General features: G+C 75.4%; 20 protein-coding genes. 11 read left to right on the top strand and 9 right to left on the bottom strand.

Features of this window, described 5'->3' with window-relative positions; all coding sequences use genetic code 11:
• Positions 1-161: 161 nt before the first annotated feature.
• Positions 162-596 (bottom strand): DUF5997 family protein, encoded by a 435-nt coding sequence (locus ABZW10_RS29235; protein ID WP_355371576.1) that lies wholly within the window; start codon positions 594-596, stop codon positions 162-164.
• Positions 597-663: 67 nt separating this feature from the next.
• Here ABZW10_RS29235 and ABZW10_RS29230 point away from each other — a divergent pair, with 67 nt between their 5' ends.
• Positions 664-1497 carry a LysR family substrate-binding domain-containing protein gene (locus ABZW10_RS29230; RefSeq protein WP_355371602.1) on the top strand — a complete coding sequence of 278 codons (834 nt, stop codon included), beginning with the start codon at positions 664-666 and terminating at the stop codon, positions 1495-1497.
• A gap of 30 nt (positions 1498-1527) precedes the next feature.
• On the opposite strand, the gene ABZW10_RS29225 is transcribed toward ABZW10_RS29230, so the two are convergent.
• A complete protein-coding gene (locus tag ABZW10_RS29225) occupies positions 1528-2517 on the bottom strand; it encodes a DUF1648 domain-containing protein (RefSeq protein ID WP_355371573.1) in 990 nt (329 codons plus the stop codon).
• On the bottom strand, positions 2514-2861 hold the full coding sequence (locus ABZW10_RS29220; protein ID WP_355371571.1) for a GntR family transcriptional regulator: 348 nt from the start codon (positions 2859-2861) through the stop codon (positions 2514-2516). Before ABZW10_RS29220 ends, ABZW10_RS29225 begins: the two co-directional genes overlap by 4 nt.
• Before the next feature lie 93 nt (positions 2862-2954).
• Between ABZW10_RS29220 and ABZW10_RS29215 the strand changes: the two genes are divergently transcribed.
• Positions 2955-3692, top strand: a complete 738-nt coding sequence (locus ABZW10_RS29215; protein WP_355371568.1) for a hypothetical protein — start codon at positions 2955-2957, stop codon at positions 3690-3692.
• Here ABZW10_RS29215 and ABZW10_RS29210 read toward each other — a convergent pair whose 3' ends face one another.
• Together ABZW10_RS29210 and ABZW10_RS29205 are read right to left on the bottom strand one after the other, a co-directional pair.
• Positions 3693-5312, bottom strand: a complete 1620-nt coding sequence (locus tag ABZW10_RS29210; protein ID WP_355371565.1) for a hypothetical protein — start codon at positions 5310-5312, stop codon at positions 3693-3695.
• Positions 5309-6250: an ATP-binding cassette domain-containing protein gene (locus tag ABZW10_RS29205; protein WP_355371563.1), complete on the bottom strand. Its 942-nt coding sequence runs from the start codon at positions 6248-6250 to the stop codon at positions 5309-5311. Before ABZW10_RS29205 ends, ABZW10_RS29210 begins: the two co-directional genes overlap by 4 nt.
• Positions 6251-6467: 217 nt before the next feature.
• Here ABZW10_RS29205 and paaK point away from each other — a divergent pair, with 217 nt between their 5' ends.
• From paaK to ABZW10_RS29180, 5 genes are all read left to right on the top strand, one after another.
• Complete coding sequence (paaK, locus tag ABZW10_RS29200; RefSeq protein WP_355371561.1) at positions 6468-7826, top strand: phenylacetate--CoA ligase PaaK; 1359 nt, start codon at positions 6468-6470, stop codon at positions 7824-7826.
• Positions 7827-7971: 145 nt separating this feature from the next.
• A complete protein-coding gene (locus ABZW10_RS29195; RefSeq protein ID WP_355371558.1) occupies positions 7972-8388 on the top strand; it encodes a hypothetical protein in 417 nt (138 codons plus the stop codon).
• A 1-nt stretch (position 8389) separates the two neighbouring features.
• Positions 8390-9391 (top strand): tyrosinase family protein, encoded by a 1002-nt coding sequence (locus tag ABZW10_RS29190; RefSeq protein WP_355371555.1) that lies wholly within the window; start codon positions 8390-8392, stop codon positions 9389-9391.
• Between the two features lie 53 nt (positions 9392-9444).
• Positions 9445-9813: a metalloregulator ArsR/SmtB family transcription factor gene (locus tag ABZW10_RS29185; RefSeq protein WP_355371552.1), complete on the top strand. Its 369-nt coding sequence runs from the start codon at positions 9445-9447 to the stop codon at positions 9811-9813.
• A 142-nt stretch (positions 9814-9955) separates the two neighbouring features.
• Positions 9956-11257: an MFS transporter gene (locus ABZW10_RS29180; RefSeq protein ID WP_355371549.1), complete on the top strand. Its 1302-nt coding sequence runs from the start codon at positions 9956-9958 to the stop codon at positions 11255-11257.
• An 85-nt stretch (positions 11258-11342) separates the two neighbouring features.
• Here ABZW10_RS29180 and ABZW10_RS29175 read toward each other — a convergent pair whose 3' ends face one another.
• Together ABZW10_RS29175 and ABZW10_RS29170 are read right to left on the bottom strand one after the other, a co-directional pair.
• Positions 11343-11726 carry a hypothetical protein gene (locus tag ABZW10_RS29175; protein WP_355371546.1) on the bottom strand — a complete coding sequence of 128 codons (384 nt, stop codon included), beginning with the start codon at positions 11724-11726 and terminating at the stop codon, positions 11343-11345.
• 63 nt (positions 11727-11789) lie between these two features.
• Positions 11790-13073: an MFS transporter gene (locus ABZW10_RS29170; protein ID WP_355371544.1), complete on the bottom strand. Its 1284-nt coding sequence runs from the start codon at positions 13071-13073 to the stop codon at positions 11790-11792.
• Positions 13074-13183: 110 nt separating this feature from the next.
• On the opposite strand from ABZW10_RS29170, the gene ABZW10_RS29165 reads away from it, so the two are divergent.
• The 4 genes from ABZW10_RS29165 (at position 13184) to galK (ending at position 16672) form a co-directional block, all read left to right on the top strand.
• Positions 13184-13849: a metalloregulator ArsR/SmtB family transcription factor gene (locus ABZW10_RS29165; protein ID WP_355371541.1), complete on the top strand. Its 666-nt coding sequence runs from the start codon at positions 13184-13186 to the stop codon at positions 13847-13849.
• Complete coding sequence (locus ABZW10_RS29160; RefSeq protein ID WP_355371538.1) at positions 13846-14181, top strand: sulfurtransferase TusA family protein; 336 nt, start codon at positions 13846-13848, stop codon at positions 14179-14181. Before ABZW10_RS29165 ends, ABZW10_RS29160 begins: the two co-directional genes overlap by 4 nt.
• A gap of 104 nt (positions 14182-14285) precedes the next feature.
• A complete protein-coding gene (galT, locus tag ABZW10_RS29155; protein WP_355371535.1) occupies positions 14286-15521 on the top strand; it encodes a galactose-1-phosphate uridylyltransferase in 1236 nt (411 codons plus the stop codon).
• Positions 15518-16672 carry a galactokinase gene (galK, locus tag ABZW10_RS29150; protein ID WP_355371532.1) on the top strand — a complete coding sequence of 385 codons (1155 nt, stop codon included), beginning with the start codon at positions 15518-15520 and terminating at the stop codon, positions 16670-16672. Before galT ends, galK begins: the two co-directional genes overlap by 4 nt.
• Positions 16673-16704: 32 nt before the next feature.
• Here the strand turns inward: galK and ABZW10_RS29145 are convergent, their stop codons facing one another.
• Entirely contained in the window at positions 16705-16887 is a 183-nt protein-coding gene (locus ABZW10_RS29145; RefSeq protein WP_355371529.1) for a hypothetical protein, read from the bottom strand.
• Positions 16888-16916: 29 nt separating this feature from the next.
• Positions 16917-18350, bottom strand: a complete 1434-nt coding sequence (locus tag ABZW10_RS29140) for an MFS transporter (protein WP_355371526.1) — start codon at positions 18348-18350, stop codon at positions 16917-16919.
• Between the last annotated feature and the right edge of the window lie 46 nt (positions 18351-18396).

The raw sequence follows: 18396 nt of genomic DNA, 5'->3' as shown, positions 1-18396 counted from the left end.
CGACACGTCGGCCGGGTCACCCGGGCGGCCTTGCGCCACCACCCGACCGGCCCCCCGGCCGAAGCCCGCCGCGCCCCGCCGTTCCGGCAGACGACGGCCCCCCGGCGCGAACGCCGGGGGGCCGGGGTGGAGCGTATTCGAAAAGACGGTGAAGACGCAGGTCAGCGGGCCTGCTGGCGCTCGGCCGCAGCGGCCGCCTGCTTGCGCCGCTTCTCCTCCTTCTCGTGCTTGTCCTTGACCCGGACGGACTCCTTGCGGACCTCCGCCTGGATCGTGCGCTCACGCTGGAGCCACTCCGGGTTCTCGTCCCGCAGCTCCTCGATCTGCGCGGTGGTGAGCGCCTCGGTGATGCCGCCGCGTGCCAGGCCGGACGCCGAGACGCCGAGCCGCGAGGCCACCACGGACCGCGGGTGCGGGCCGTTGCGGCGCAGGTCCTGCAGCCACTGCGGCGGCTCGGACTGCAGGGCGGTGAGCTCCTCGCGGGAGATCACGCCCGACTGGAAGTCGGCAGGGGTGGCGCCGAGGTAGACCCCGAGCTTCTTCGCCGCCGTCGCCGGCTTCATGGTCTGCGTGGTCTTCTGCTTGAGCGATGTCATGGTGACCAGGGTAAGCGAGCGGCGGGGGCCGCCTGTCACGGTCGGTAGCCTTGGTCGGGTGACAGAGATGCAGGTGACACCCTCGTTCCGGCTCGCGTACGTCCCGGGCGTGACCCCCGGCAAGTGGGCGCGCGTCTGGTCGGAGCGGCTGCCGGACGTTCCGCTCGCCCTGGTCGCGGTGGACGCCGCCGACGGCGAACCGACGCTGCGGGCGGGCGACGCGGACGCGGGCCTGGTGCGGCTGCCGGTCGACCGGACCGGCCTGAGCGCCATCCCGCTGTACACCGAGACGACGGTGGTGGTGTTCCCGAAGGACCACTGGCTGGCGGCGGCCGAGGAGGCCACCGTCGAGGACCTCGCCGACGAGGTGGTCTTCCACCCGCGCGACGACACGCTCGAATGGGAGCAGCTGCCCGGCCGGCCCGCCATCGAGCGGCCGGCGACCACGGCGGACGCGATCGAGCTGGTCGCGGCCGGTGTCGGCGTCCTGCTCGTCCCGCAGTCGCTGGCGCGGCTGCACCACCGGCGCGACCTCACCTACCGGCCGATGACGGACGCCCCGCAGTCCCGGGTCGCGCTGTCCTGGCCGGAGGACCGGACCACCGACCTGGTGGAGGAGTTCATCGGCATCGTGCGCGGCCGGACGGTCAACAGCTCCCGCGGCCGTGGTCAGAGCGCCGCCGCAGCTGCGGCCGAGCCCAAGGGCGGCACGACGAAGGGCGGCGCCGCGAAGGGCAGTGCGGCCAAGGGCGGCGGCGCCGCGAAGAACACGGGCAAGGGCACCGGCGGCCGACCGGCCACGGGCCGCGCCACCGGCGGCGGCCGCCCGCGCGGCGGCTCGGGTTCCGCTTCCGGTGGTTCGGCGGCTGCCCGTCGGGGCCGTCCGAAGCGCCGCGGCTGACCCGGGGCGAGCAGGTCCGCGCCGGTCGCCTCACCCGGCGGCGTTCCGGCGGGCGGCCAGGGCGTTCAGCAGGGCGGCGCCGCGCTCGGCGTCGTCCACGCTCACCGCGAAGTCCGCGCCCTCGCGGGGGCTGATCACCAGGCACTCGCCGCGGCGCAGCATCACCGTGGTGCCCAGGCCGCTCAGCCGGTAGCCCCAGCCGCCCACCTCGGCCGGGGAGCGCTGCTCGGCCCGGGCCGAGGCGATCTGCTCCGGCGCCCAGTGCCGGGACGGCAGGCCGAGCGGGCCGAAGGCCACGGTCAGGCCCTGCTCGGTGACCCGGGCCTGGACCGAGGAGCAGGCGGCCCCGGCCAGCGCGACGACCGCCAGCGTGGCGGCCGCCGCCCAGGACGGACCGCCCAGCCCGGCGAACCCGGCCAGGGCCGCGCCCGCCGCGCCCAGGCCGGCCACGGCGGCCAGCAGGCCCAGCCAGGGGTTGACCGCCCGGGAGAGCCAGACGGCGCGCTGCCCGTCCGGGAGGTCGAGCCGCGGCCCGTCGGCGGCCGTCACGGGGCGCGGCCCGGGTCCGCCGCGCCGGGCGAGACGCCAGGCCACCAGGCCGGACCCGACCGCCGCCGCCAGGACCAGTGCCACCTCGACGCCCAGTGGCCGGGCCTCCTGCCAGCTCGGGCGGTCCAGGTTGGCCGAGACGATCGAGGCCTGAATGCCCGTCAGCAACGCACCCCCGAAGGCCGTTGCGACCGCGGCCCAGAGCCGCGCCTGCTCCCCGCCGTGCCATCGGACGACCTCCGCCACGGCGGCCCCGACCACCCACACTCCGGCCGGGAACAGCACGGCGGCCATCAGCGACGACGAATTGTCCGGGTGCGCCCCGCTCCAGTGCGTGGCCAAGGGCTCCGGCAGCCGGGCCCGGGCGCCCCAGGGCAGTCCTAGCAGCAGCACGAGCACCCCGAGCACCCCGACGGCCCGGACCGCCGCCTGCCCGCCACGCCGGCCGTCCTGTTGTGCATCCCTGCTCACTCCAGCCCCCTGATCATCTCGACGACGTCCTCCCGGCCGAAGCCCGCGTGCGCCGCGTCCGCGACCAACCGGCGCACCGAGTCCAGCAGTTCGGCACGCCGGTCGGCGCCCTGGACGACCGTGACGCCGCGCCCGCGCCGGAACTCCAGCACCCCTTCGTCGCGCAGCGCCCGCAGTGCCCGCAGCACCGTGTTCGCGTTCACCCCGAGTGCCGCCGCCAACTCCCGTGCCGGCGGCAGCCGTTCGCCGGGCGCGCACTCGCCGTCCCCGACGGCCCGCCGGATCGCTCCCGCGACCTGCTCGTGCAACGGCCGCGGGTCCCCGGCCTCCAGCTTCAGCAACATGGTGCTAGTGAGAGTAGCACCATAACGGCGTCCTGCCCCGGGGCGGCGACCCCCGGCCCGAGGGCCGGGCCCACCGGCTGGTTGGATCCGGGTATGACGGACTGGTCCCGACTCACCCATGCCTACGGCCCCGCCGACGACATCCCGGATCTGCTGGACCGGCTGGTCGCGGCGCCGACCGCCGACCTGTGGAGCGACCTCTGGTCGGCGCTGTACCACCAGGGCACCGTCTACCCGGCCAGCTTCGCGGCCCTGCCCTGGCTGGCCGCACGGGCCGGGTGCGGGGACCGGGAGCAGGAGGTCGACGCCGTGCTCCTGGCCGGCGCGATCATGGCCGGGGCCGAGCAGGACCACGGGGCGGGCGGGGTCCGCTCGCGGTTCGCGGCGGAGACCGCCACCCTGCTGGCGGCGGCGAACCGGCAGCTCAGGGGTGGCACGGACGCCGCCGACTACGTCCATCTCCTGCAAGCCCTGCTGGGTCTCGAAGGCGTCCCCGGCTGGAGCGAGGAGCTGGCCTGGGGGATCGTCAACGAGGAGTACCAGATCGCCTGTCCGGACTGCGAGTGCGATCTGTTCATCGTCCTCGGCGAGTCCGGGTTCTTCTCGACCGCCGAGGACTACGTGCTGGCGGACGGGGACGTCGAGACCCGTCCGCTGCGCCCCGCGGCCCCCGCCGACCTCGACGGCCTCGGCCGGCGCCTGCACGGCCTCGCGCTCGCCGACGGCCGGGGCGAGGTCGCCGGCGTGCTGACGTATGTCTTCGGTCGCGCGGTCTGCCCCGTCTGCGAGGCCGGCTTCGCGGTCGCCGACGCGATCGTCGCCGACGGGTGATCAGCCGCGCAGTGCCCGGCGGGCCGAGGCGGCGACCAGGGTGGCGGCGAGCAGGGCCAGGGCCAGCGCGCCGACGAGGACCGGGGAGGGGCCGGCGAGGTGGCCAGCCCGGCGGACCGCACCCATGAAGTCGAGGGCGGCGACCTGGTTCACCACCAGGTACCAGAGCGGGAGGTAGAGGGCCTGGAAGAGGCGGTGGGAACGGGAGACGGTGCCGAGGGCGAGAGCCAGCGAGGGGACGAACAGCGCACCGGCCGACCAGGCGGCCACCCCGGCCGTGTCACCGGCCGCCGCGAGGCGGACCAGGACGCCCGCGCCGACCAGACCGGTGAGCAGGACCCCGGCGGCCCATTCGGCGAGCAGCCGCGCGCGGGCGGCCGGGTAGGCGCCGAGCAGGGCCTCCAGGCCGTGCTCGGCCGAGCGGCTGCCGAGGCGCGACCAGAGCAGGACCGGCCAGATCCAGGCGGCGGGCAGCACCGCGCCCGCCCCGGTGTCCGGCGGGACGGCGAGGCCGGCCGCGACCAGACCGGCGGCGGCGAGCCACCACCAGCGCGAGGCGTCGGCGAACAGCATCCGGGCCTCCCCGAGCAGCAGGCGGCCGAAGCCGCGGCCCGTCCCCGCGTGGACCGGGGCGGCGGTGGTCAGGGTGGGCGCGAGCACCGGGGGAGCGGCGGGCACCGGCGCCTCCTCGCCACCGCCCAGGAGCGGCTTGCGCTCGGCCGACGCCCGGCGCGCCGGGTCGAAGCGGGCGAACCAGAGCGCGGGCAGGGCGGCGACCGCCACCGCGAGCAGTACCAGCAGCAGCCGCTGGACGAGGAAGCCGCCGTCCGGGCCCACACCTTCCCAGGGGAACGGCTCCAGCGGGGTGTCCACCTTGGTCAGGCCGAGGCTGAACTCCTCGCCGCCGAGGTCGGCCCCGCGCACGGCCAGGGCGTCCCGCAGCGAGGCGGCCACCGGGCCGAGGCCCAGCCCGCCGAGCGGGGCGCCGGGCCGTTCCCCGGCGATCAGCAGGGCCGGGGCGCAGGCGAACCAGACGACGTTGCCCAGCCCGCCGCGCAGCAGCGGCACCGTCTCGAACAGCACGGCCAGCGCCGCCGTCGCCACGAGCAGCGGCAGGGTCAGCACCAGGAAGGGCGTCAGCAGGGCGGCCGGGTCGAGCGAGCGGTCCTCGCCCCGGACCAGTTGCAGGGCGGGCGCGGTGAGCGCGAGCACGCCGAGCATCGATGCCAGGACCAGCAGGTTGCCGAGGAACTTCGCGAGCAGCAGCTCGACGGTGCGCAGCGGCGTCGCGGCGAGCAACTGGCCGACGCCGGTCTCCTCGTCGCGACCGAGCCCTTTGCGGACCACGTAGAAGCCGCCGAGGGTGAGCCAGAGCGCGCCGGCCAGCGCGGTCGCGGTGCCGACGTACGCGCTGGTGTACTCGCCCCGGTAGCGGCCCAGCGCGAGGATCGCCCAGTGCCCGTCGGCGGGCGGGACGGCCAGCAGGCCGAGGCCGACGGCGGCCAGCAGCGTCACCGCGTAGGCGGGGCGGCGGACCCGGTCCCGGAAGTCGCCGAGGGCGAGCCGCCAGAGCCGGGCGGGCGCCCCGGCACGGGCCGCGGCGAGGGCGGTCGTGCTCATCGCCGCACCCCCGGGCGGTCGTCGGCGGCGGACCGGACCAGGCCCAGGTACGCGTCCTCCAGGTCCGGGGCGACCGGCACCGCGTCGGCGAACGGCGAACCGTCCGCGAGCAGCCGCAGCCGGACCCGGCCGTCGCCGGTGCGCACCATCCGGCTCACCACGTACCGCGCCTGCACGGCGGCGACCGCCCCGGCGTCCACCAGGACCTCCCACACCCGGCCGCTCCGGCCGCGCAGCAGCTCCTCCGGGCTGCCCCGGCGCAGCAGCCGACCGCCGGCGACGACCGCGATGTCCCCGGCCACCGACTCGACGTCCGAGACGATGTGGGTGGACAGCAGCACCACCCGGTCCTCGGCGAGCGCGCTCAGCAGGTTGCGGAAGCGCACCCGCTCCTCCGGGTCGAGCCCGGCGGTGGGCTCGTCGACGACGATGACGCGCGGATCGCCGAGCAGCGCCTGCGCGATGCCGACCCGGCGCAGCATGCCGCCGGAGTAGGCGCCGAGCGGGCGGCGCACCGCCTCGGTGAGGTTGACCAGGGCGAGCAGCTCGTCGATCCGGGCCCGGGCGGAGCGAGCGGAGAGGCCCTTGGCGGCGGCCAGGTAGCCGAGGAACTCGCGCGAGGTGAGCTGCGGGTGGACGCCGAAGTCCTGGGGGAGGAAGCCGAGTTCGCGGCGGAGCCGCTCGGGTTCGGCGAGCACGTCGGCACCCCGGTAGGTGAGCCGGCCGGAGGTGGGCCGGGTGACGGTGGCGACGATCCGCATCAGTGAGGACTTGCCCGCGCCGTTCGGTCCGAGCAGGCCGAGCAGCCCGGGGCCGAGCCGCAGCGAGAGGCCGTCGACGGCGCGCTTGCCGCCGCGGTAGACCTTGCCGACGTCGGTCAGTTCGAGGTACGGCGGGTCCTCGGGCAGGGGGGAGGTGCGGAGGTCGGGTCGGCTCATGCGATCTGCTCTTCCGGCGGGTACGTTCACGGCGGGTGACGACGACGAGCCTGTCCGATCGGCGGGCCGCTGCCATCTGCCGTTCGGCAGAGATCGGGGCTGAGGAGGGGTGGGGATCCGTGCGCGCCGACCCTTGACAGGTGGTTCGGGTACTGGATTACTTGGCCCCGTCGAGTGCCGACCGAATGATCGGTAGGCATGGCTGGGAGGAGGCGCGATGAGCGGCGGAACGGCGGACCCGGGCGGAGCCGGGGCACCCGGGACGGTGCGGCCGGGCGAAGCGCCGCCGGACGAACTGCTGGACGCCGGCGAGCGGATGACCCGCGAGGAGCTGCGCGCGCACCAGCTCGCGCACCTGCGGGCCACGCTGCGCCACGCCTACGACGAGGTCGAGCTGTACCGCCGCAGGTTCGACGCGGCCGGCGTCGCCCCCGAGGACTGCCGCACCCTCGCCGACCTCGCCCGCTTCCCCTTCACCACCAAGGCCGACCTGCGCGACACCTACCCGTTCGGCATGTTCGCCGTCCCGAGGGAGAAGGTCCGCCGGATCCACGCCTCCAGCGGCACCACCGGCCGGCCCACCGTCGTCGGCTACACCGAGCACGACCTCGACGTGTGGGCCGACGTGGTGGCCCGCTCGATCCGGGCGGCCGGCGGGCGGCCCGGCCAGACGGTGCACATCGCCTACGGCTACGGCCTGTTCACCGGCGGACTGGGCGCGCACGCGGGCGCCGAACGGGCCGGCTGCACGGTGATCCCGGCGTCCGGCGGCATGACGGCCCGCCAGGTCCAGCTGATCCAGGACCTCCGCCCCGAGATCATCATGGTCACCCCGTCCTACCTGCTCACGCTGCTCGACGAGTTCGAGCGGCAGGGCGTCGATCCGCGGTCGACCTCGCTGAAGGTCGGCATCTTCGGCGCCGAGCCGTGGACGGAGGAGATGCGCGCCGAGATCGAGCGGCGGATGGACCTCCACGCCGTCGACATCTACGGCCTCTCCGAGGTGATGGGGCCCGGCGTCGCCCAGGAGTGCGTGGAGACCAAGGACGGCCTGCACATCTGGGAGGACCACTTCTACCCCGAGGTGGTCGACCCGCTGACCGACGACGTGCTGCCGGACGGCGAGAGCGGCGAACTCGTCTTCACCTCGCTCACCAAGGAGGCGCTGCCGGTGATCCGCTACCGCACCCGCGACCTCACCCGTCTGCTGCCGGGCACCGCCCGCCCCGCCTTCCGCCGGATGGCCCGGGTGACGGGCCGCAGCGACGACATGATCATCCTGCGCGGGGTCAACCTCTTCCCGACCCAGGTCGAGGAGGTCCTGCTGCGGGTGCCCGCCGTCGCGCCGCACTTCCAGCTCCGGCTGACCCGCCGGGGCCGGATGGACCACCTGACGGTGCGGGTCGAGGCACGTCCGGACGCCGCCCCCGAGCAACGGGCCGCGGCCGCCGCGGAGATCGCGCGGGGCGTCAAGGACGGGGTCGGGGTGAGCGTGGACGTCGAGGTGGTGGACCCGTACAGCCTGGAGCGCTCCGTCGGCAAGATCCGCCGGATCGCCGACCTCCGGGAGGGGTGACCTCCGAGGGGACCGGCCTGTAGGGCGGCTGACCTGCGGAGACGCCGCCCCGCCGCGCGCGGCGGGCGGTTCTGCGGGACGGTGGGAGGCGGGAGAACCGTGCTCCGGGGCACGCCCGGGGCCGCCCTCGGCCCGGGAGTCAGCCATGGACCCAGAAGGCCTGGCCGCCGCTGCCACTCCGGCGAAGCTCGGTGGCTACCTCAGCAGCCTGCCGCGCCCGCCGGCCGCCCCTCACATGGGGCCCGCGACGACGGTCCGCACGACGCTGTACGACGGCCACCGGATCGTCGTCACCACCAGGTACGAGATCACCGTGGACGGCCGCCCGATCGGCGCGCACATCGGCGTGGAGGACAACGGCACCCTGCACTGCCATGCCCTGCCCGCGTACCGGTTCCTCTCGGCACTGGACGCGGTGAAGGCGCTGATCGACAACTATCCCGACGAGTTCACGGCCGCAGGCGGATCCGGCTCCGGTACGGGGACGGGTACCGGCATGGGCGGCCCGGGCACGGGCATGGACATGGGCGGCGGCCACGGCCACGGGCACGGAGGCGGCTGAGATGGCCGCCGTCGTCCGGAGGAACATCCTCACCGACCCCGCCGCCCGCGACGCCTACACCTCCGGCGTCAACCTGCTCAAACGCGAGCAGAGCACCTTCACCACCGCCGACTTCGGCATCGCCGGCCCGGCCGAGACCGTCCGCACCTACGACCTCTTCGTGATCTGGCACGTGATGTCGATGCGCACCGCCGTCCCGCCCGGCGGCGACCCCGACGTCCGCAACGCCGCCCACCGCGGCCCGATCTTCCTGCCCTGGCACCGGGTCATGCTCGGCCTGCTGGAGGCCAACCTCCAACGCGTCCTGGGCGATCCGTCCTTCGGCCTGCCCTACTGGGACTGGACGGCGGACGCGGCGCTCGCCCGCCCGTCGGACAGCGACTTCTGGAAGCCGACCTGCATGGGCGGCACCGGCTCCCCGGCCGCCGGCGGCGCGGTCACCGACGGCCCGTTCGGGGTCGACCCGGCCAACCCCGCCGACCCCGATGCCTTCCGCGTCCGGATCGACGTCAACTCCATGCTGACGCTGATCAACCGCCCGCCGCGCGGTCTGCGCCGGGCCCTCGGCGTGGACGCGCCCAACCTGCCGACCGCCGGAGACGTCACGGCGGCGTACGACAGCGACCCGGCGACCGGCGACCCCAACCTGGCCGTCTACGACTTCGCGCCGTGGGACGTCACCTCGGAGGGCTTCCGCAACCGCCTGGAGGGGTTCAACCCCTTCGGTCTGCACAACCTGGTGCACGTCTACATCGGCCGTGACATGGGCCTGGCCTCCTCGCCCAACGAGCCGGCCTTCTACCTGCACCACTGCAACATCGACCGGATCTGGGAGGGATGGATGCGGCGCAACGGGCGGCACTACCTCCCCGACCAGTCCGCGCCGGCCTCGCTGCAGGGCCACCGCCTCAAGGACCCGATCGTCTCCCCGCTCGGCTCCTCCGCCACGCCGGAGTCCGTCCTCGACTCGACCGCCGTCTACACCTACGACGTCCTGCCCTGAGGCCGGGACGCCGGCCCGGCGGGAAGTCACCGGACACGCCCTAAGCTGAGGCCATGAGCGGCAGCGTCCAGGTATCAGGTGCACATGAATCGCAGCACTCCGGCGCGGACGGGCGGCTGGACGAGCGGCTGGACGTGGCGGCCGGCATCCTCGCCCTGCTCGCCGACCGCACCCGGCTCGCGCTGCTCCAGCGGCTGGGCGAGGGCGAGGCGGACGTGACCACGCTGACCGAGGCGGCCGGCGCGGCGCGGCCGTCGGTCAGCCAGCACCTCGGCAAGCTGCGGCTGGCCGGGCTGGTGTCGACCCGCAAGGACGGGCGGCGGGTGGTGTACACGCTGCGGCACGGACACCTGCGGCGGCTGGTCCACGAGGCGCTGAACGTCGCCGACCACCAGATCAGCGGGCTGCCCCCGCACGACTGAGCGCGCGATCCACCGTTGTACCCTCGGGCGGATTGCCGTCCTCAATACGTGCACAGGTATGCACATGTTGGCCTATTCTGGAGGGACGGCAGCCCGAACGGGACGCCCCCGGCCCGCGCGCCGAGTCCGAACGGAGCCCCCGATGCTCTCCGTCCTCCGCAACCGCACCTACCGGCACCTGTTCACCGCCCAGGTGGTCGCCCTCGCCGGCAGCGGCCTGGCCACCGTCGCGCTGGGCCTGCTCGCCTACGACCTCGCCGGGGCCGACGCCGGCTCGGTGCTCGGCACCGCGCTGGCGATCAAGATGGTCGCCTACGTGGGGATCGCCCCGGTCGTCGCCGCGCTCGCGCACCGGATCCCGCGGCGCCGACTGCTGGTCGCCGCCGACCTGACGCGCGCCGGGGTGGCGCTCGGGCTGCCGTTCGTCGGCTCGGTCTGGCAGGTCTACCTGCTGATCTTCGTCCTGCAAGCGGCCTCGGCGACCTTCACCCCGGCGTTCCAGTCGGTCATCCCGGAGGTCCTGCCCGAGGAGCACGACTACACCCGGGCGCTGTCCCTGTCCCGGCTCGCCTACGACACCGAGAGCCTGGTCAGCCCGGTGCTGGCGGCCGGGGTGCTGGCGCTGGTCGGCTACCGCTGGCTGTTCTGGGGGACGATGACGGGCTTCCTCGCGTCCGCCGCCCTGGTGGTCTCGGTGGTCCTGCCGGGCGGCGCGGCCGGGGCGGGCGGACCGGGTGGCGCGGCCGGGGCGGGCGGATCGGGTGGGGCGCTCGCTTCGCGCTCGCTGGCGGGGATCCGGCTCTTCCTCTCCGTGCCACGCCTGCGGGCGCTGCTCGCCCTGGACCTCGCCGTCGCGGCCGGCGGGGCCATGGTGATCGTCAACACCGTCGTCTGTGTCCGCGGGCAACTGGGCCGGCCGGCGGCCGACGTGCCGCTCGCGCTCGGCGCGTACGGCGCCGGCTCGATGACGGTGGCGCTGCTGCTGCCCCGGGTGCTGGACCGGGTCACCGACCGCGCGGTGATGCTGCCCGCCGCCTTTGCCGTCGTGGGCCTGCTCGCCGCGCTGGCCCTGGTCACCGCGGCGGGGCCGACGGCGGGCGGCGGCGGATGGCGCTGGCCCGCGCTACTGGCCCTGTGGGCCGGGCTCGGCGCGGCCGGTTCGCTGATCCTCACCCCGGGCGGTCGCCTGCTGCGCTCCGCCGTGCCGGCGGCGGACCTGCCGGCCGCCTTCGCCGCCCAGTTCTCGCTCTCCCACGGCTGCTGGCTGCTCGCCTACCCCCTGGCCGGCTGGCTCGGCGCCACCGCCGGCCTCCCCGCCGCCACCCTCGCCCTCGGCGTCCTCGCCCTCGCGGCGGCCACCCTCGCCCTCCACGCCTGGCCCCCCGCCCGGTCCCCGCGCCCGGTCCGGTCCCTCCCTCCTCGGCCCCGTCCTGCCGCCCGGTGACGCGCGGGCCCGGACGACCCCTCGGGCCCGCCCGCGCTCGGGCCGGCGGGGGACCGTCGGGCCGTGCCGTCGTCCCGGCAGGCGGTCAGCGGGGCCTGCCGGGTGTGCGTGTCCTGACCGTGAGGTCGGCCGGCGTCGCCGTGGTGAGGGCCTTGCGGATCGGGGTGCCGCTTCTCGCCGCCGCGGTCAGGCGTTCCTTCACCTCGCGCGGGGTGCGCGGTCGCCAGCCGGGGCCCTCGCAGCAGGAGGAGTGGAACGTGATGCCCGCGTTGAGCACGACGGTGAGTGCCCGCCACCCGGCCGTATCGGTGCGGCGGGGGACCTCCAGGTCGTGGCCGGCGTCGATCAGGGAGCCCCGGCAGCGCGGGCAGCGGTTCGCGCGGCCGTCGTTCGCGTCGCGCTTCTTGGAGGACGCGCGGCACGGTAGGCAGACGAAGTGCCGGCTCGAACTGATGCGACGGAAGCACATCGCTCCACTATCGGCTCCGCTCCGCGGCCGGTCCAGCGAGTATCCGCCGAGCGGGCCGCCCGCTCAGGCGGATTCGCCACGGGCCGCGCGGGGGTGGGTCTCGTACATCCGCACCGCGACGACCGCGCCCGCCGTGGCGGTGAGGGCGGCGACCGCCCAGATGGCGGTGGTCACGCCGTAGGCGTCGGCGAGCGCTCCGGCGAGGAGGGCACCGACCGCGAAGCCGCCGTCGCGCCAGAGGCGGTAGACGCCGACCGCGCGGGCGCGCCAGGCCGGGTGGGCGACGTCGCCGATGACGGCGAGCAGGGTCGGGTAGACCAGCGCGGTGCCGGCGCCGAGCAGGATCTGGGCGAGTGCCCACACCGGGAAGGTGGTGCCGGCGGCGACCAGGCCGATGGCGACGGCCTGCAGGAGCATGCCGGCGGTGATCAGGTGCTTGCGGCCGATCCGGTCGGACCACCAGCCGGTGAGGATCTGGCCCAGCCCCCAGACCGCCGGGTAGAGGGCGGCGAGCAGGCCGATCCGGGCGACCGACAGGCCGTGGGTGGCGAACAGCAGCGGGAAGACGCCCCAGGCGAGGGCGTCGTTCAGGTTGTTGACCATGCCCGCCCAGCTGGCCGAGGACAGCGCCCGGTCGGTGAGGCTGGTGGTGCGGGCGACCTGGCCGGTGGTCAGCTCGCCGTGGTGGTCGGGGTTGGCGGGGGCCGGGTGGCGGGCGGCCTCGGCGCGGGCGTGTTCGCGGGTCTCGCGGACGGCGAGGACGGACAGGCCGAGGCCGAGGGCGGCGAAGGCGATGCCGAGCAGGAACGGCTGCGGGCGCAGTCCCCAGTGCGCGGCGATGGCACCGGTGCCCATCGCGGTGGCGGCGACGGCGAGGTAGCCGGCGGCCTCGTTGAAGCCCATCGCCAGGCCCCGGCGGGCGGGGCCGACCAGGTCGATCTTCATGATGACGGTGGTCGACCAGGTCAGGCCCTGGTTGACGCCGAGCAGGACGTTCGCGAACACCACCCAGCCCCAGGTCGGCGCCCAGATCAGCAGCAGCGGCACCGGGAGGGCGAGCAGCCAGCCCGCGACCAGCACCGGCTTGCGGCCGTAGCGGTCGGAGAGGGCGCCCGCGAAGAAGTTGGTGACGGCCTTGGTCGCGCCGAACGCCACGATGTAGGTCAGTGCGGCGGTGTAGGCGGAGAGCTGGAAGGTGCGGTCGGCGAGCAGGGGCAGGACGGTGCGTTCCTGGCCGAGCATGCCGCCGACCAGGGCGTTGACCGCGACCAGCAGGGTGAACTGGGCGAGGTTGGCGCGGAGCCCGAGCCGGACGGCGGAGCCGGCGGTGGACAGGGTGGCGGTCACGGGCCGTCCTCCAGAATGGGCGGATCCGGGTGTCGGACATCCGGTGTCGGGCCGGGCGACAGGTCCACCCGACTGGTTCTACAATAATCCATGGATTTATGGAGGATGTCATGGGAGATCCCGCACAGAAGGCCGCGCTGTTCGACGCGCTGGCCACCACCGGCAAGGCGCTGTCCAACGGCAAGCGCCTGGAGCTGCTCGATCTGCTCGCCCAGGGGGAGCGCGGCGTCGACGCCCTCGCCCGGGCCGCCGGGCTCGGGCTGACCACCGCCTCCGCCCATCTGCAGACCCTCAAGCAGGCCGGGCTGGTGGTCGCCCGCCGCGACGGCGTGCGCATCCACTACCGTCTCGCCGGGGACGACGTCGCCGCCCTCTACGCGCAGCTCCAGCAGGTCGCGCTCGCCCGTCTCGCGGCCACCGGACAGGCCCGGGCCGCCTACCTCGGGCCGCAGGACACCGACCACCTCACCCGGGAGGAGCTGCTGGCGCGGGTGAAGGCGGGCACCGCCACCGTGATCGACGTGCGGCCGGCCGAGGAGTACGCCGCCGGGCACATCCCCGGCGCCCTGTCCGTCCCGCTGGACCAGTTGGAGGCCCGGCTCGCCGAGCTGCCCGCTGCGGTGGAGGTCGTCGCGTACTGCCGCGGCACCAACTGCGTCCTCGCCCACGACGCCGTGCGGCTGCTGGCGGCGCACGGTCGCGACGCGAAGCGGCTCGCCGACGGCATGCTCGAATGGCGGCTGGCGTCCCTCCCGGTCGAGGCGGGCGCCGCATGACCGCCGCTCCGGCCGCTGCCGGCCCGGGGGCCGATGACCCCGGAGCGGACGGGCCCGGTCCGCTGGTCGTCGACGGCACCGGCATGCTCTGCGTCACCCTGCTGCTGCACCTGCGCAAGCGCATCGCGGGCCGTTCCGCCGGGACGGTCGTGCACGTGATCAGCACCGATCCGGCGGCGCCGCTCGACCTGCCCGCCTGGTGCCACCTCACCGGCCACGACTACCTCGGCCCGGTGCCCGGCCCCGACGGGCGGGACGTCTACGCCCTGCGGCTCACGGCGGATCCGGTGCCGACCCGGCCCGACGCCCCCTGGCACCGGGCGGCCGGCTGACCCTGTTCGCGGACCGCCCCCGGCCCGGTGGCGTGCATGTTGGATCCTGTTCGATATTGTTTGGTCATGTGGTTGAAGGGAAGCCCCATGAGAGGGAGCACGTCATGCCCGCGACGGTGACCGACCCGACCGGGACGGCCGGTGCGACGACCAGGACCGTCACCGAACTCGCCGACGGCCGTGAGCTGATCTACTACGACCGGGGCGCACCGCCCGCCGGCCGGACGGTCGCCGACCGGCGTCCGCTGGACGCCGCCGTGCCCTCCTCCGAGGTACGGCTCGACCCGCTGACCGGCGCCTGGGTGACCATCGCCGCCCACCGCCAGGCACGCACCTACCACCCGCCGGCCGACGAGTGCCCGCTGTGCCCCAGCCGCGACGGCCGGCTCAGCGAGATCCCGGCGGCCGACTACCAGGTGGCTGTCTTCGAGAACCGCTTCCCGTCCCTCGCGGGCGAGCCCGGAACCCACCCCGGGGTGCCCGCCGAGGAGGACCCGCTGCTCGGTCGCCGCCCCGGCGTCGGCCGCTGCGAGGTGGTCTGCTTCACCTCCGATCACGGCGCCTCCTTCGCGGACCTGGACGAGGACCGCGCCCGCCTGGTGCTCGACGCCTGGACCGACCGCACCGCCGCACTCTCCGCCCGGCCCGGTGTCCGGCAGGTGTACTGCTTCGAGAACCGCGGCGTCGAGATCGGCGTCACCCTCGCCCACCCGCACGGCCAGATCTACGCGCTGCCGTTCACCACCCCGCGCACCGCCCGGATGCTCGACCAGGCCGCCCGCCACCGGGCCGCCACCGGCCGCAACCTCTTCGAGGACCTGCTCGCCGCCGAGCGGTCCTCCTCGCGGGTCGTCCTCACCGGCGAGCACTGGACCGCCTTCGTGCCCTTCGCCGCCCGCTGGCCCTACGAGGTCCACCTCCACCCGAACCGCCGGGTCCCCGACCTCACCCGCCTCACCGAGGCCGAGCGCGCCGAGTTCGGCCGCGTCTACCTCGACCTGCTGCGCCGGTTCGACAACCTCTTCACCGACCCGGCGGACGGCGGCCGTCGCGTCCGCGCGCCCTACATCGCCGCCTGGCACCAGGCGCCGGTCGGCGAGGAGGCCGAATTCGCCCTCCACCTGGAGCTGTTCACCGTCCGGCGGACGGCCGACAAGCTCAAGTACCTGGCCGGCACCGAGTCCGGCATGGAGGCGTTCATGAACGACGTCGCCCCGGAGGACGCCGCCCGGCGCCTGCGCGAGGCCGCGCCCGCCACGCCCCTCACCGCGCCCGCCGCTGCCCCCACCGCCGCCCCCACCGCCCCGACCGCCCCGACCGACGGAGGACCGCAGGGATGACCACGACCAGCACCGCTCCCGGCAGCACCTTCGAGGAGCTCTACGGCCACGCCCCCGAGGGCGTCTGGGCGGCCCCCGGCCGGGTCAACCTGATCGGCGAACACACCGACTACAACGACGGGTTCGTGCTGCCGATCGCGATCCCGCAGGCCGTGCGCGCGTACGCCCGGCGCCGCTCCGACGGGGTGCTGCGGCTCGCCTCGACCCGGGTGCCCGGCGACACCGTGGAACTGGACGTCGCCGCGCTCACCCCGGGCGGGGTGGCCGGCTGGGCCGCGTACCCCGCGGCCGTGGTGTGGACGCTGCGAAAGGCCGGGCACGAGGTGGGCGGCGCCGATGTGCTGCTCGACAGCGACGTGCCCGGCGGCGCCGGCCTCTCCTCCTCGGCCGCGCTGGAGTGCGCGGTCGCGGCAGCGTACAACGACCTGTACGAACTCGGCCTGGACGCCGTCGAGTCGGCCCTGCTCGCGCAGCGGGCCGAGAACGAGTTCGTCGGCGTGCCCTGCGGGATCATGGACCAGATGGCCTCGATGGTCTGCCGCGCCGGGGCCGCCCTGCACCTGGACGCCCGCGACCTCTCCGCCCGGCACGTGCCGCTCGACCTGGCGGGCGCCGGCCTCACCCTGCTGGTCCTCGACACCCGGGTGCAGCACGACCTCGCCGACGGCGCGTACGCGGCGCTGCGGGCCGGCTGCGAACGGGCTGCCGCGCTGCTCGGGCTGCCCGCACTGCGCGACCTCGCCGCCGCCGACCTGCCCGCGGCCTCCACCCGACTGCCCGCCGAGCTGGTCCCGTTGGTGCGGCACGTGGTGACCGAGAACGACCGGGTCGAGCGGGCCGTCGAGGAGCTGGAGCGGCACGGTCCGGCCGCGCTCGGCCCGATCCTCACCGCCGGCCACGCCTCGCTGCGCGATGACTACCGGACGTCCTGCCCGGAGACCGACCTCGCGGCCGACACCGCCGTCGCCGCCGGGGCCCTCGGCGCACGGATGACCGGCGGCGGCTTCGGCGGCTCGGTGATCGCCCTGGTGTCGACGGAGAAGGCGCAGGCGGTGGCCGCGGCGGTGGTCGAGGCCTTCGCGGCGGCCGGTTACGCCGAGCCGCACGTGTACCGGGCGGTCCCGTCGGAGGGGGCCCGCCGGGAGGCCTGACGCCCCCCGGCGGGCGGCCCGGGTGCGGTCGCTCAGCCGCAGAACTCGGCCTCGGCCAGGGGGAGTTCGTCGCGGAACCAGTCGGCGTTGGCGTTGAGCGCCAGCACGTGCCGCCCGTCCCGGGTGGCCGGCGCCGGCGTCGACGACCCGTGGATGTCCCGGAGTGCCCCGGGCCCGCCCCGCGCCTGTGCCCCTGCCGGGTTCGGCGGGGGCACAGGCGCGGGGCGGGGATCGGTCGGCGGCCTCAACCGCTCTTGGCGGTACGGATGGTGAGCGCCGAGACGAGCGCGCCGAGCAGGGCGAGGGCGGCGGCGCCCAGGAACGCGGCGGAGAAGCCGTCGGTCAGCGCGACCGGGTCGCCGGGTTCGCGCGCGCCGTTCGCGGCGGCCAGCGCGGTCATCGCGGCGAGGCCGAGGGCGGAGCCGATCTGGTAGCTGGTGTTGACGATGCCGGAGGCCAGACCGCCCTCGGCCGGGTTCGGTACGGCGAGCGCGGTGCCGAGCGAGGGGATGAAGGCGAGCGACATGCCGACGGCGGCGAGCAGCGAGGCGGGCAGCACGTCGACGGCGAAGCTGCCGTCGGGGCGGGCGAAGGAGAGCCAGAGCATGCCGCCGGCGAGGGCGAGCAGACCGGTGACGATGAGCGGCTTGGGGCCGAAGCGCGCGATCAGCCGGGGCGCCAGCACGATCATCATCAGCATGATGGCGGCGGTCATCGGCAGCAGCGCGGCACCGGAGGCGAAGGCCTGCAGGCCGAGCACCTGCTGGAGGTAGAGGTTCAGGAAGAACCACATCGGGATCCAGGCGGCGGCCATCAGCAGCTGGGCGAGGTTGGCGCCGGCCAGGCCGGGGCTGCGCCAGATGCCGAGCCGCATCAGCGGTTCGCGCCGCTTGGCCTGGAGCGCGACGAAGGCGAGGATCAGCAGCACGCCCCCGGCGAGCACCAGCCAGGTGCTCGCGGAGCCCCAACCGGTCTCCGGGGCGCGGACGATGGCGTAGACGGAGACGGCGAGGCCGGCGGTGACGGTGAGCGCGCCGAGCCAGTCCACCGAGCCGCGGCGGGCGGGGGCGGCGGGCATCACGCCGGGGGTGGCGAGCAGGACGCCGAGGGCGACCGGGATGTTGACGTAGAAGACCCACTCCCAGCTGAGGTACTGGGTGATCACGCCGCCGAGGAAGACGCCCGCGGTGCCGCCGGCCGGGGCCGCCGCGCCGTACAGGGCGAGCGCCTTGCCGAGCTCCTGCGGGCGGGCGCCGAACAGGCTGATCAGCAGGGTGAGCGCGGCCGGGGCGATCAGCGCGGAGCCGGCGCCCTGGACGGCGCGTCCGGCGAGTTCGAGTCCGGGGTTCCCGGCGAGGCCGGCGAGCAGCGAGCCGGCGGCGAGGACGGCCCAGCCGGTGGCGAACAGCCGCTTGGCGCCGAACAGGTCGGAGAGCCGGCCGCCGAGCAGCAGTAGTCCGCCGAAGGCGACGACGTAGGCGTTGAAGACCCAGGACAGGCCCTCCTGGGTGAAGCCGAGCGCGGAGCGCATCTCGGGCAGGGCGACCCCGATGATCGAGGTGTCCATGATCACCATGAACTGGGCGAGGGCGATGAGCCCGAGGGCTGTCCAGCGGCGGGGCGAGGGTGCCGCGGGCGGCGCGGCCGGGGCCGCGGACGCGGCGGTGAGGTCGGACATGACCACGTTCTCCAATACCGGGTGGGGGTATGTCTCCGAGGGGCGA

It is taken from the genome of Kitasatospora sp. NPDC004723, assembly GCF_040609255.1.
Lineage (GTDB): Bacteria > Actinomycetota > Actinomycetes > Streptomycetales > Streptomycetaceae > Kitasatospora.
Note: the sequence above shows the minus strand (reverse complement) of the source record. Positions and strands in the feature narration are given on the sequence as shown.